We start from the raw sequence: 12,293 nt of genomic DNA on the forward strand, positions 1-12,293 counted from the left end.
CGCCCGGGCGGCGGATCATCCGCTGGAAGCCTCGTCGTTGCCCCACGCCTCGCACGCGGTGTCCAGCTCGGCGCGCTGCTCCCACGAGTCGCCGATGAGCTGGCCGTCCCACGTCGGTGTGCCGCCGTTGAAAGAGTGGCCAGCGCCGATCTCCCGGCTGATCACCTTGCGCGTGGCCTCGACGATCGCGGCCGGGCTGGCGTACCCGTAGACCGGCAAGGTGGTCGGGTACTCATTGGAGCCGTCCGCCCTCAGCTCGGCGAACAGCCAGAGGGGGCCGCGCGCGGGCTCGCCGTCCTCCTCCTCGATGCCGGTGTGCCACTCCCAGATCAGCAGCAGGCCGTGGCGCCAGGGCGTGCCTGCGGGGAGGTCCTCGTCGTCGGTGTCGTCGGTGTCGTGAGTGCCGCTGGGGTCGAGGGTGATGACGGCGTTGAGGTAGCAGTACGTGCCGCGGCTCTCGCCGTCGTCGGTCCAGGAGCTGCCTGTGAGCTCCAGGCCAGCGGCGGTGAGAGCGTCGCAGACGGCAGTGATGTACGGGTCGTGGGGCAGGGCGCGAGTCATCAAGTCCCCTTTGGCGGTGTGGGTTTTCAGGCCGAGGGTGGTCAGCAGCAACTGGCGGTCCTCGGCAGAGCGGGCCCGGCGGCGCACGTACTGCATCGCCTGACGTCGCTCATGCGGGCTGACCTGGCTGTGGGCGGTTACGCGGTAGTCGCTCCCGCGCATGACGTTCACGAGCAGCTCCCCTGTGCAGCGAGCTCGGTCAGGGTGTGGCGCTCCCACAGGGCGGCGAGGCTGTCGAGGTGCGCGGTGGGGGTGATGCGCCCGAGGCGGCGGCCGCACTGGCAGGCACCGTGTACGTCCTGGTCGCCGTACTCGACGACTAGGGCGTGGCCGCCTACGAGGGTCTCGGGGCGGTGGCCGGCCACCGGGTCGGCATGCGGATCGCGGAACGCCCTGGCGAGGAGTTCGCGGGCCGCTGTCTCGCTGTGGCCGGCCGCCTGCAGGGCGGCGAGGATCTGGGCACGGGCAGTGTCCGCCGACCCCACCGCGACCGGCGGCCGCGTGGGGCTGTCCTTCTGCTCGTGCCTGGTGAGCTCGGTGTCGATCGCCTCGGCGAGCTGCGGCACCGTCGCCGTCCACTCGACCTCGGTGGTGCCCGCGCCCATCCCCTGCACCAGTCGCTCGCGCAGCTCGTGCGCGAGCACCGGGCGCAGCAGACGGGGGCGTTGGAGGACAGAGGCGATGGTCTCGGTACGGGCCGTCACTCTCCGGCCCCCCGGACAGGGATGGTGGCGAGGTCGGCGAGGGCGCGGCCGATCGCGGCGCAGCGGACGGGGCAGTACCAGCGGGCGGGCTCGCGGGAGTCGGCCACCTCCACGCGCACCATGCCGGCGGCGGGGCGGGGCTGGTCGGCGAGGTCGCCGCAGCCGTCGACGGTGCAGACCTCGACGACCGCCAGGTCGGCGGGCGTACGGCTCTGGCCGACCTTGCCGCTGTTCCACTCCTGCCGGGCCTTGCGCTGGCTGTCGCTGACCTCCGGCAGGCGGGGGCGCTGAGCACGAGTGGGCATCAGAACGCCACCACCAGCGGGCGCTGCTGGAAGCCGGCCGTGACGCCGAGCCACTCGGCCGCCTCCTCGATGGAGGCGAGCGAGGTGGAGGCGTGGCGCCAGCGCAGGGTGGACACCTGGTGCGCCCCGTCGTCGGCCGGTTCGGCGGCGGCCAGCCAGCACCGGGCACCGTTGCTGTCCCGGTAGGCGATGACGATCCCGTACAGGGTGGCGCGGGTGACAGCGGTCTCCTGCCGGGTGACGAGGTACTCGTGCGGGCTGCCGCCCGGGACGGCGGGGCGGCCCGGCCACAACCACACGTCGCCGTACCGGGCGGGAGCCTGGCCCCAGCCGGTGAGCGACGTGTCGGTGTGCGCCTCGGTCAGGCCCTCGCCGGAGATGACGTGGACGGTGCCGCAGTCCCGGCACGCCAGCCGCAGCTGGACCCGCTGGAAGGCGTCGGCGTGCTCGCAGTTGGGGTGCTCGCAGTTGTGGTGGTAGGCGCCCATGGACTGGGCGCGGATGCCGTCGGTGCGGCGCACCTCGACGGTGTCCCAGGCCGGGGCAGGGCAGTGGGCGAGGTGGGTGAGCGGGTCCCACCCGAGGTAGGTCTCGGTGATCAGATCCATGACGGTTCCGCCTTGATGAGGGAGACAGACGGGGTGAGGAGCAGCTGCTCCTCGGCGGCCGCCATGCCGGCGTGCCGTGCCGTGGACGGCGGGAACGCGGGCATCGGCGGGACCGCGGCCGGGGCCTCGGTCTTGGCGGGCGCGGGCTGTGTGCGGGGCGGGGCGTCGGCGGCGGCCTTGACCAGGACGGCGATCACCGCCCAGGCGCCGACGCCGATGCCACCGCAGCGCACCCACTCGGCGGTGCTGGTGACCGTGCTCATGGCGTGGCCGTGTCGGACTCGGCGAGCATCCCCATCAGGCGGGCGACGGGCCGGTCAGCGAGGAGCTCGGCCACGCCCTGCCCGCACAACTGCACGGCGATGTCCCCCACGACGCCGACCGCGTAGGCGTCGGTGTCCTGCACCGTCACCGCCTCGGCAGCGATGCTCAGGCGGTCGAGCCACCAGCGCCAGGCGCTCAGCGACTGCGGCCGTACGGTCAGCCCGAGGTACGTGCCGGTCGGGACGTCGGTGCCGATGACGTCCGGCTGGCGGGACCGCAGCTCGTGAGCGAGGAGCGCAGCGGGCGACTCGTGGTCGACGTCGGTACCGATCGCGGAGGTGCACTGCGCCCACGTCGTGATCGCCACACCGGCCTGTCGGTCGACGTCGGTGCCGACGACGGCGTAGGTGACGGGCACCTGCGCGGTCAGGCTGTCGGCCTGCTCGGCGAGCATCGCCCGTACCGCGGGCGCGAGTTCGAGGGCTAGGCGCTCGAGCTGGTCGGCCGTGAGGGGCAGGTCGAGGACCTGGGCGGCGAGCTCGAGGCGGCCGTGCAGCTGGTGCTGCAGGGGCCGGGTCACCGGTCACCGACCGGGCGGACGACCGAGGCGAGAGTGCGGACGGCAGTCATGGCCGGGGCGACGATGGCGGCGGGGTCGGTGCCGACGGTGGGGATCGGCTGCGTCGCCGCGGTGTCGGCCTCCGACGTCGCGGTGTCCTCGTCCGTGGGCGTCGCCTGCAGCAGCTGGTCGGCGTCGTCCTCGCTGGCCAGAGCCCAGGCGCTCACGGGCACACCGTCCATGACGGTGCGAGCGAGGAGCCAGCACCCGACGAGGCGGCTGCGCTGGTCGTACTTGTCCTCGCGGGTGACCTCGGTGTCGATCGCGGCCGCCGCCTCGAGCAGGCCGCGGCCAGCGGTCATGCCGGCGCCGAAGTGCAGGCGCACCTCGAAGGAGTCGAGGGCGAAGGAGCGGTGGACCTCAACCGCGGTGGGCAGGGTCGTCAGCTGGGCGACGAGCCGGTCGGCGAGGACGCGGGCCCGCTCGTAGGAGGCGCGGCTGGCGCCGGTCTCGTGTGCGGCGGGTGCGGTGGGCTGGGTAGCCTGGTTCACGTGAACCTCATTTCAAGATGGTTGGAGTGAGGTGACGTCTCGAGCGGGGCCGTTTGGACCGGGCAGGGTCTGGGCGGTCCCGTTTGTCGTGGGGTCAGCTGGTGAGTGCGGCCTGGCGCCTTGGCGGCAGGGGGCGCAGGTGGCTGAGCGGGTGGGGCGTGGTGCTCGGCGCCGGTATGGGGGCGGCTGCGAGCGGGCCTGTCGTGGGCTCGTGGTGGAACTGGGCGTCGATGCGCTCGAGGTCGGCGTCCGTGAAATACACGACCCGGCCGAGCTTCGAGTGGGGGAGGCGCTTGATGTGCCGGCGCAGCCAGCTCTCGTCGATGCCCAGTTCCTCCGCAGCCTGCGGGTACTTGAGGCGGCGGCGGCTCATGCCGGTACCGCCTTGCGGTGCGGGGTGGGCGTGGCCGCCTCGGGGTTCGGGACGGCACGGCCGGTGGGTGCCCAGAGGATCAGCAGGTCCACACCGATGACGCTGGCGATCCGCTCGGCGATGTGGCTGGGCTGGGTCCTGGTCACCCCGTTGACGAGGGCGTCGATGGTGCTCGGGGGAACGTGTACCGCGGCGGCGAGTTCACGTCCGCTGATGGGCGCCCCGGTCCCGGTGCATTCCATGAGCTCCCGCAGGAGATCCGGCTTGCGGAGCAGGTGTCGGGGGGCTGAGGCCATTGGCACACCTCACGGGCAGAGTGACCAGAAATTCGGGCAGAGCTCTACCGTGCCAGAAATGTGGGCGACCTGTCCAGATTTCTGGGCAGAGTGCGCGTGCCGATTTGGTCAAACCGGCCGGGCGGACTGGCGAAACGTGGCTAAGAACCTGGACACTATGCCCAAGGCCAGCATGGGTGGCAGCGCGCTGAGCAGTGCATATGCCGCCTGCGTATCAGTGGTCACATGGACACCGGGCAGCCCATAGCGACCAGGAGACAGACATGATGACGGACGAGGGGACGACGCAGAGGACCGACCTCTCCGATCTCGTGCGAAAGCGGAGATTGGAGCTGGGTATGAGCTACCGCGGCCTCGCCGAGGCCTGCATTGACCCAGAGGACCCGGAAGCCGGCCCGCTCTGGGGGCGCAGCACCCTGGAGAACCTGGAGAAGGGCGTCGGCATCAAGGCGCCTACTTTGCCGCAGCTCCGCGCGCTGAAGGCTGGCCTTCGGGTCCCACTCGGTCTGGTCCAGGAGGCCACCGGCGCTCAGTTCGTCGGCATCGACACGGTCTGGTCGCACGACGGTAAAATCCGGACGCTTGTCCATGGTTTCCGCGAACTGGACGAAGCGGATCAGGAGCGAGTCCTGGCGATGATGGAGTCCTGGCGGAGGCTGAGGCGAGACTGACTTGAGCATCGCTCAAGCCTCGCCTTCCGCTTTATCGAATCTGAGTCAAGTCTTTCCCCAACTCCCTTGGAGTGAAGCGGAGTTGCGCTATAACCGGTCGCCCATCCGGTTACGCAGTGTGTTTCCCGTATTGGCTGCTTGTTGTTGCCCGGTGTCTAATGGCTTTCCGCCTGGGGGGTGGAGATGACCATTGGGTCCTAGCGCTCGCGATGGACGAGCGGCAGGGGGCAACATGCCAGACCAATACACGTCAGCCGTGTACCACATAGCCCAGCCGGGGAAGTTCGGGCCTGACGAGCTCATTCACGTCCAGGCCCAGCCAGGCGGCACACTCGGCATCTATCTGCACCCGCTCCACGCCAGGAGCGAACTGGCCCGAGGCCTCAATCGGCTAACGCGCCATCAGGTTGGTAACGGACTGTGGCGACACCGGGTGGCCGGCGGCGGGCGGATGCCCGAGTCGGCGGAGGGCGAGCGGGCTGCCGCCTCCCGATGGGAGCTCGTGCCCGCCAGCGCCCTGCCCAGCAGCATCACGGTCATGACGGCCGAGGAAGAGGGTGCTTGCGTATGGCTGATCCGCGAGCGGGCATGCACTCGTCCCCTGCGTGATGCCGTGAACGCGACGCTCGAGCGCCTCGCCCGCGACGGCCTCTGGGTGCAGTACTGGTACGAGCCGCCGCAGGGCGCTTCACGCGGCGCCCGCCCGGCCCCGGGTGCCGGTCGCCGTGAGGGCTGTCTGCAGCCCATGGCCAGAGCGTGAACAGGTAGTACTACTTTCCGTCCCCTAGTGGTCACAGCGTGACCGGTGTGGCATCGTCAATGATCCGCCTGGGGGGCGGCACAGGATCACTATGACCAGGCATTCGAACATACGAGCGAATGCGCGACGATGACACCGCAAGGGGGTCACCGCGAATGGCAGACCATGGCGCCACGAAACACGAGCCGGACGGCGCGCGACCGACGGAACCTGAGAACGCCCCACCAGACGTAGCCATGGAGTACGTGGACCACCTGCCCGGAGGCCGCGTGGTCATGCCCATCGAACGCGAGGGCCACTTCGCCTGGCTCATCGTCCGCGGGCACATCTCCCCCCAGGCGCGCGCTGAGATGCTTGGCGACCTCCGCCACATCGTCCGCTCCGGCCTGTGGGAACAGAACTGGCAGCCTCCACAGGCCGGCGGCTGACAGCCCTCACACCGCCCGCAGACCCGCCCGCGGGGCCGGTACGGACATGATCCCTTCGACGGCTGCCGTGATCTCATCGTCCAGCTCTCGCACGAGATGCCCGTACCGGTCCACGGTCGTCTGGATCGACTCATGCCCCAGCCGCGCCTGAATCGCCGGCAGCGGGATGTTCTTGGCGATCAGCCACGCCACGTGGGTGTGACGCAGATCATGCAGGCGGGGTTTCTTGGGTAGGCCCGCCGCGATCGCTGCCTGTACGGCGGGCTGCCACTTGCGGTGGTAGAAGTTGGAGTGTCGCCAGGGCCCGCCCATGGCCGCCCGGAACACGAAGGCTTCCGGGCCATGGCCTGTCGTCAGTCGCCGGCACATCTCCACCTGGGCCGGGCTGAGCGCGATCAGCCGCCGCGCCTTCTTGGTTTTGGGCGGACCCAGGAAGAATCCCTCTCCCGCCGGGGCCCCCTTCTTGGCGCGCTTCCACGCCCGCTGGACGGACGCTGTGGGCCGCTCTGAGGTGAGGTTCAGGTCCTTTACCTTGAGCGCGCTGGCCTCGCTCCAGCGCATCCCCGTGCCCACCAGGAAGTCGGCCAGATCGCGAGCGTCCGGATCCGTGATCTCTTTGGCGACGCGGGCGTACTCGTCGCGTTCCAGGAAGGTCATGTCCTGATCGACGTGATCGTCCTGTCGGGGCAGGCTGGTCTTCTTGCAGGGGTTGGTCGTACGCAGTTGCGGGGTGGCGTCGACGGCGGCCTGGAAGACGCAGTACATCAGACCGTGGCGGTTGGCGATGCTCTTGGGGTCGGCCTTCTTCCGGAGCCACCTGCTGGCGTCCTTGGGGTCCAGCTGACCCTCCTGCTCACGGCGCACCCAGTCGGTGACGTCATCCTGGGTGATGTTGCAGATCGTTGCCGGCACCTCGAGGCCGTCAGTGCGGGTGTGCACGAGGTGGATGAAGTGCAGGCGGATCTCGCGGTGGTAGTCCTCGCGGGTACGGATGTCGACGCCCGTGAGGCGGTCGACGTACCGGTTGGCGTAGTCCATCAGCGGGGCGTCGTTGGGGTGCTCATCCGGCTCGACGAACCCCTTGCCCCGGATCCAGCCGTACGGCCACTTGTTGTCGTGCGCCTCGACCAGCTTCCGGAACTGCTCTGCCTGGTCCTTGTCGCCGAAGTTCTCGGTCTGCCAGCTTCCGTCCTGACGCCACTTCACCTGATAGGTGACGCTGCCGTCCTTCTTCGGCCTGTCCACAATGCTCGCCATGCCAGGGACGATAGGCCGGGAATCCCTTGATCGGTTCCCAAGATGTTCCCAAAAATCTGGGCATGAAGAAGGGGTGACCTGTTTTTGCAGGTCACCCCTTGATCATTCAGGGTGAGTGACGGGACTCGAACCCGCGGCATCCTGGACCACAACCAGGTGCTCTACCAGCTGAGCTACACCCACCATGACCGGTTCTTGGATCAGTTGCTTCCCTGACCGGCCGAGAAAAAGTGTACAGGGTCCGAAGGGGTGCTCGCGCACGGCTTTTCGCCGAGGCCCACGAGGGGCCCGGGGGCGGCCGTCAGCGGGCGGGCAGCACGTGTTTCGCGGCGATGGCCTTGGCGGTGTCCGAGTCCGGGCCGGGCTGCGGGACGAACACGGCCTCGCGGTAGTAGCGCAGCTCGGCGATCGACTCACGGATGTCGGCGAGGGCGCGGTGGTTGCCGTTCTTCTCCGGGCTGTTGAAGTACGCCCGCGGGAACCAGCGGCGGGCCAGTTCCTTGATGGAGGAGACGTCGACGATCCGGTAGTGGAGGTAGTCCTCCAGGGTCGCCATGTCCCGCAGCAGGAAGCCGCGGTCGGTGCCGACGGAGTTGCCGCACAGGGGTGCCTTGCCGGGCTCCTTCACGTGCTCCTTCACATACGCCAGGACCTGTTCCTCGGCATCCTTCAGCGTCGTGCCGTTCGGCAGCTCGGTGAGCAGCCCTGACGCGGTGTGCATCTGGCGCACCACCTCCGGCATCTGCTCCAGCGCGGAGTCCGGCGGACGGATGACGATGTCCACGCCCTCCCCGAGCACGTTCAGCTCCGAGTCCGTGACGAGGGCGGCCACCTCGATGAGCGCGTCGTCCGACAGCGAGAGGCCGGTCATCTCACAGTCGATCCACACCATGCGGTCGTTCATGCGTCTCACCTTACGGGGCCCGGGGTGGGGTGAGGAGTGCGCGTGAGCCTTGACGCGGGTGGGACGCGCACTGCCCCGGCACTCGGCCGGGAGGCCGGGTGCCGGGGCAGCGATGTCGTACCGGGTGGATCACATCCCGGTGCGCTGGCCGGGCAGGGTCGCCAGTGGCAGCGCTCCCGCGGTGGCGGTGCGGCGGGCCTGCATCGGGACGGGGGCGTCCGGGTGCAGGATGTGCGGCGGCGCGGACGGGGCCATGAGCTGGCCCGCCGGGCCCGCCGACGCGGCCGTCGCCGGGCTCGGCACGGTCTCACCGGAGTCCACCCGCTCGCTCTGCGGCCGGCGTGCCCGGTAGGCAGCCCGGTACGCGGCCGGGGACGAGCCGAGCTGTCGGCGGAAGTGGCCGCGCAGGGCCACCGGCGAGCGGAAGCCGCAGCGCCCCGCGACCTCGTCGACCGAGTAGTCCGACGTCTCCAGCAGGCGTTGTGCCTGGAGCACCCGCTGGGTGATCAGCCACTGCAATGGGGCCGAGCCCGTCAGCGAGCGGAAGCGGCGGTCGAACGTACGACGGCTCATGTACGCGCGGGCCGCCAGGGTCTCCACGTCGAACTGCTCGTGGAGGTGTTCCAGCGCCCAGGCGACGACCTCAGCGAGCGGGTCGGCGCCGATCTCCTCCGGTAAAGACCGGTCGAGATAGCGCTCCTGGCCGCCCGACCGGCGCGGTGGCACCACCAGCCGGCGGGCCAGCGCGCCCGCCGCCTCGTTGCCGTGGTCCGTCCGCACGATGTGCAGACAGAGATCGATCCCGGCCGCCGTGCCCGCCGACGTCAGCACATCGCCGTCGTCGACGAACAGTTCTCTGGGATCCACATGCACCGACGGATAGCGCTTGGCCAGCGTCGGTGCGTACATCCAGTGGGTCGTCGCGGGCCGGCCGTCCAGCAGACCGGCGGCCGCGAGCACGAAGGCCCCGGTGCACAGTCCGACGATGCGGGCTCCCTCTTCGTGCGCCCGGCGCAGCGCTTCGAGCGCCTCCGCCGGCGGCGGGGAGGTGATCGACCGCCAGGCCGGCACGACGACCGTGCCTGCCCGTGAGATCGCCTCCAGGCCGTGTGGCGCGGTGAGTTCCAGGCCTCCTGTGGTCCGCAGCGGGCCTTCCTCGCCCCCGCACACCAGCAAGCGGTAGCGCGGTACGCCGGCGTCCTGGCGATCGATGCCGAACACCGACAGCGGTATGGAACTCTCGAAGATGGGGCCGCCGCTGAACAGCAGCACCGCGACGATCTCCTTGCGGCGTCGCCCGGAGAGCTTCCGGGTCGCGGCATCCGGCGCGGCAGTGGAGTCGTGGCTCATCCTGCTAAGCCCCCCTCGGTGGTCGCGGCTCCTCGGTTGTGTCGCTCCTGCACGTTTCCCCTCGGTCCTGCACGAGTCCCCCGCCGTAAGACAAGATCGAATTTACTGCGTCACGCCGTGCCACGGTGACCACTCTCGGCTCATCGCCCATTGTCGACATGGCAACTTGGCGTAAAGCATTCGATCACGAAGGGTTGCACTCACGGGCCGCGCAGGGAAGTGCGCCTCTCCGCCGTGGCCGATCCACGTAGGGTGTGCGAGGGGTTGGCGGCCCTTTCCGTGCAGGTCGAACGGGGGGTGAAGGGTGTTCGGAAGGGGGGTGGGGCGGGTTTGAGAAGTTGGCTGAAAACCGGTGGGCAGGGGTATCAAAACCGGTCAGTCAGCCGGTGAAATTCCGCCTGCTCGGCGACCTGCCCGATGTGACACCGTGCCACCGCGCGGATGCCGAGCGTGTTCTCCCGGGCTCTCCTCGGCGGCCGGCCCGGCCAGGGGCGGCACTCTGCGCCGCCCCGCGCAGCGCTCGGAGCGCCGCAGCAGCACCCGGCACACGGCCGTCACCGCCGCGAGGCCGAACGCGGCGCCCGCGGCCCCCGCGAGCGAGGTGCCGTACCCGACGAGGACCACCGGGACGAGGACACAGCTGAAGGCCGCCCAGCGAACCACGTCGGTCGAGGACTCGCGGGCCGCGCCGTGCGGGGACGGATGGGGTGGGGGCATGGCGTTCTCCCTGTGCGGTCGGTCGCCAGGGTCAACGCGTGTTCGACCGGTCGGTCACTGCCGGGGCCGCCGCCCGTGCGGGGCGACGGACGGATCTGCTCCAGCTCCATCGGGGTGTGGGGCTTTCATGGGCCGCCGGGCGGAGGCCGCTTGAAATTTGCTTGAATCCTGACCGAACAGCCTGTACAGAGCAGCAACCGTTGCGTTCCGGGCGCGCCCTCGTGCATGCTCCCTGGAACCCCTGCGCGGCTCGCGCGGGATCTGGGCTAAGGAGGCGTGCCGCCGTACCCTTGGGGGTATGGGGTTGGGAAGATGTTTCCCGGACACAGCTCCGCCGCACACTGTCGTCCCCACCCACCTAAGGATCACGACGCCGAGACAGCCATGGCCGGTCACGAATTCTTCGAACCCGCGGACCGCAAGCGGCCGGTCGCCGACCCCACGGCGGCCGATCCCCTGGCGGCGGAAGAGCCACGCCATCCGTGCGACCCAGCCTTCAAGCACGGCGTCGTCGTCGGTTTCGACGGCTCGACCTCCAGCGAGCGTGCCCTCGCGTACGCCGTCGGCATGGCCCACCGTTCCGGTTCGGGCCTGATCATCGTGCATGTCGCCAACCGGCTGCCGACCACCGTGTGGGCCGGCTGCGAGCCGCCCGTCTTCGTGGACGTGCCGGACCACCGCACCGAGGTGCTGGGCCTGGAGCTCGCCTGCGCCGAATACCTCGCCGAGGTGCCGTGGATCCTGGTCGAGCGCGGCGGGGACATCTGCCACGAACTCGAAGAGGTGGGCCGCGAGTACGAGGCCGACGCGATCGTGGTCGGGTCGACCCACGGCATCGTGGGGCGCATTTTCGGCTCCGTCGCCGGACGGCTCGCCAAACGGGCCAAGCGACCGGTCATCGTCATTCCGTAACTCGCCCCTGTCCCAGGTGAGATGCGGGGTCCGCCGAACCAACTCCCTTTGTGCGCCGCGCGAATCTACTCGCGCGTAGAGGTGTTTGTGCTCTTGTGAAGGGCATATACCGGTCACCGCGCAACTGCATGGCAGAAGGGAGCCCGCCGTGGCCAACGACGTCTCAGCGGGAAGCACCACGACCACGATCGCCGGCCGACTCGCCCTCGGAATAACCCTGTTGGCCTTCGGGCTGGGGTCCGTGGACGTGATCGACGGCGTCACGGCGGCCGACGCCGTGTCCATCGCCCACTACATAGGCGGCGTAGCACTCTTCGTCGCCGGCCTGTTCGCCTTCCGCGAGCAGGACTCCGGTACCGGTACGGCCTTCTCGGTTCTCGGCGCGCTCTGGTTCACCTGGGCCGTGACCGACGCGGGTTCCGCCAACGCGGCGGGGCTGTTCTACCTGCTGTTCGCCCTTGTGGTGCTCTCGCTCGCGGTCGCGGGCGGGGATCAGCTCTCGCAGGGCATGTACGGGCTGTTCCTCGTCGGCCTGGTGCTCATGGCTGTCGCCGCCTTCGCCGAGAGCGGGGGTCTTGCCAAGGCCGGTGGATGGTTCGCCGTGGCCGCGGGGGCGGTTGCCTGGTACACCGCGACCGCTGCGCTCGCGCACTGGCCGACGGTGCTTCCGAAGCGCGCTGCTGGTCGGGGTGTGACGGCTGCCGGCTGAGTGCGGCGCGGGGGCGCGGCGCTGGCTGGGCCCCTCTCATGGAACGGCCCCCCACGTGTTCGGTGGCGTACGTGGGGGGCCGTTCTGTGTTCTTGCCCGGGGCGGGGCGGTGGGGCTTTTGCGCGGTTCCTCGCGCCCCTGGGGTCCGGGGGGTTGGGGGGTGTCGCGCAGTTCCCCGCGCCCCTGAAGGATGCGCAGTTCCCCGCGCCCCCTAAGGATGCGCGGTTCCTCGCGCCCCCTGCCTGCGCGGTTCCTCGCGCCCCTGAAGGGTGCGCAGTTGGTTCCTCGCGTCCCTGAAGGGTGCGCAGTTGGTTCCTCGCGTCCCTTAAAGATGCGCAGTTCCCCGCGCCCCTAAGGTGCGCAG

General features: G+C 70.0%; 18 protein-coding genes and 1 tRNA gene. 5 read left to right on the forward strand and 14 right to left on the reverse strand.

Features of this window, described 5'->3' with window-relative positions; genetic code table 11:
* Positions 1-15: 15 nt before the first annotated feature.
* The 9 genes from ABZZ79_RS03430 to ABZZ79_RS03470 all read right to left on the reverse strand — a co-directional run bounded on the left by ABZZ79_RS03430 (position 16) and on the right by ABZZ79_RS03470 (position 4,221).
* Entirely contained in the window at positions 16-732 is a 717-nt protein-coding gene (locus tag ABZZ79_RS03430; protein WP_356685997.1) for a hypothetical protein, read from the reverse strand.
* A complete protein-coding gene (locus tag ABZZ79_RS03435; RefSeq protein ID WP_356685999.1) occupies positions 729-1,265 on the reverse strand; it encodes a hypothetical protein in 537 nt (178 codons plus the stop codon). The genes ABZZ79_RS03430 and ABZZ79_RS03435 overlap by 4 nt, the downstream gene beginning before the upstream one ends.
* Positions 1,262-1,570, reverse strand: a complete 309-nt coding sequence (locus ABZZ79_RS03440; protein ID WP_356686001.1) for a hypothetical protein — start codon at positions 1,568-1,570, stop codon at positions 1,262-1,264. Before ABZZ79_RS03440 ends, ABZZ79_RS03435 begins: the two co-directional genes overlap by 4 nt.
* Positions 1,570-2,178 carry a hypothetical protein gene (locus ABZZ79_RS03445; protein WP_356686003.1) on the reverse strand — a complete coding sequence of 203 codons (609 nt, stop codon included), beginning with the start codon at positions 2,176-2,178 and terminating at the stop codon, positions 1,570-1,572. The genes ABZZ79_RS03440 and ABZZ79_RS03445 overlap by 1 nt, the downstream gene beginning before the upstream one ends.
* Positions 2,169-2,441 carry a hypothetical protein gene (locus ABZZ79_RS03450; protein WP_356686005.1) on the reverse strand — a complete coding sequence of 91 codons (273 nt, stop codon included), beginning with the start codon at positions 2,439-2,441 and terminating at the stop codon, positions 2,169-2,171. The genes ABZZ79_RS03445 and ABZZ79_RS03450 overlap by 10 nt, the downstream gene beginning before the upstream one ends.
* Entirely contained in the window at positions 2,438-3,022 is a 585-nt protein-coding gene (locus ABZZ79_RS03455; RefSeq protein ID WP_356686007.1) for a hypothetical protein, read from the reverse strand. Before ABZZ79_RS03455 ends, ABZZ79_RS03450 begins: the two co-directional genes overlap by 4 nt.
* Complete coding sequence (locus tag ABZZ79_RS03460; protein ID WP_356686009.1) at positions 3,019-3,552, reverse strand: hypothetical protein; 534 nt, start codon at positions 3,550-3,552, stop codon at positions 3,019-3,021. The genes ABZZ79_RS03455 and ABZZ79_RS03460 overlap by 4 nt, the downstream gene beginning before the upstream one ends.
* A 94-nt stretch (positions 3,553-3,646) precedes the next feature.
* Positions 3,647-3,925 carry a helix-turn-helix domain-containing protein gene (locus tag ABZZ79_RS03465; protein ID WP_356686011.1) on the reverse strand — a complete coding sequence of 93 codons (279 nt, stop codon included), beginning with the start codon at positions 3,923-3,925 and terminating at the stop codon, positions 3,647-3,649.
* A complete protein-coding gene (locus tag ABZZ79_RS03470; protein ID WP_356686013.1) occupies positions 3,922-4,221 on the reverse strand; it encodes a helix-turn-helix transcriptional regulator in 300 nt (99 codons plus the stop codon). The genes ABZZ79_RS03465 and ABZZ79_RS03470 overlap by 4 nt, the downstream gene beginning before the upstream one ends.
* 263 nt (positions 4,222-4,484) lie before the next feature.
* On the opposite strand from ABZZ79_RS03470, the gene ABZZ79_RS03475 reads away from it, so the two are divergent.
* From ABZZ79_RS03475 to ABZZ79_RS03485, 3 genes are all read left to right on the forward strand, one after another.
* The gene (locus ABZZ79_RS03475; RefSeq protein ID WP_356686015.1) at positions 4,485-4,892 is read left to right on the forward strand and encodes an XRE family transcriptional regulator; all 408 of its coding nucleotides are present in this window, start codon (positions 4,485-4,487) and stop codon (positions 4,890-4,892) included.
* A gap of 256 nt (positions 4,893-5,148) precedes the next feature.
* A complete protein-coding gene (locus ABZZ79_RS03480; protein WP_356686017.1) occupies positions 5,149-5,652 on the forward strand; it encodes a hypothetical protein in 504 nt (167 codons plus the stop codon).
* Positions 5,653-5,888: 236 nt separating this feature from the next.
* Complete coding sequence (locus tag ABZZ79_RS03485) at positions 5,889-6,080, forward strand: hypothetical protein (RefSeq protein WP_356686019.1); 192 nt, start codon at positions 5,889-5,891, stop codon at positions 6,078-6,080.
* A gap of 6 nt (positions 6,081-6,086) precedes the next feature.
* Here ABZZ79_RS03485 and ABZZ79_RS03490 read toward each other — a convergent pair whose 3' ends face one another.
* From ABZZ79_RS03490 to ABZZ79_RS03510, 5 genes are all read right to left on the reverse strand, one after another.
* Positions 6,087-7,337 carry a site-specific integrase gene (locus tag ABZZ79_RS03490; RefSeq protein ID WP_356686021.1) on the reverse strand — a complete coding sequence of 417 codons (1,251 nt, stop codon included), beginning with the start codon at positions 7,335-7,337 and terminating at the stop codon, positions 6,087-6,089.
* Between the two features lie 110 nt (positions 7,338-7,447).
* A tRNA-His gene (locus ABZZ79_RS03495) sits at positions 7,448-7,520 on the reverse strand.
* A gap of 118 nt (positions 7,521-7,638) precedes the next feature.
* Complete coding sequence (gene orn / locus ABZZ79_RS03500; RefSeq protein WP_356686023.1) at positions 7,639-8,241, reverse strand: oligoribonuclease; 603 nt, start codon at positions 8,239-8,241, stop codon at positions 7,639-7,641.
* A gap of 129 nt (positions 8,242-8,370) precedes the next feature.
* Positions 8,371-9,591: a helix-turn-helix domain-containing protein gene (locus ABZZ79_RS03505; protein ID WP_356686025.1), complete on the reverse strand. Its 1,221-nt coding sequence runs from the start codon at positions 9,589-9,591 to the stop codon at positions 8,371-8,373.
* Positions 9,592-9,966: 375 nt separating this feature from the next.
* The gene (locus ABZZ79_RS03510) at positions 9,967-10,308 is read right to left on the reverse strand and encodes a hypothetical protein (protein ID WP_356686027.1); all 342 of its coding nucleotides are present in this window, start codon (positions 10,306-10,308) and stop codon (positions 9,967-9,969) included.
* 384 nt (positions 10,309-10,692) lie between these two features.
* Between ABZZ79_RS03510 and ABZZ79_RS03515 the strand changes: the two genes are divergently transcribed.
* A complete protein-coding gene (locus ABZZ79_RS03515; RefSeq protein ID WP_356686029.1) occupies positions 10,693-11,220 on the forward strand; it encodes a universal stress protein in 528 nt (175 codons plus the stop codon).
* Between the two features lie 148 nt (positions 11,221-11,368).
* Positions 11,369-11,929: a GPR1/FUN34/YaaH family transporter gene (locus ABZZ79_RS03520; RefSeq protein ID WP_356686031.1), complete on the forward strand. Its 561-nt coding sequence runs from the start codon at positions 11,369-11,371 to the stop codon at positions 11,927-11,929.
* Positions 11,930-12,293: the final 364 nt, after the last annotated feature.

This window comes from Streptomyces sp. NPDC006458 (assembly GCF_040612135.1).
GTDB lineage: Bacteria > Actinomycetota > Actinomycetes > Streptomycetales > Streptomycetaceae > Streptomyces.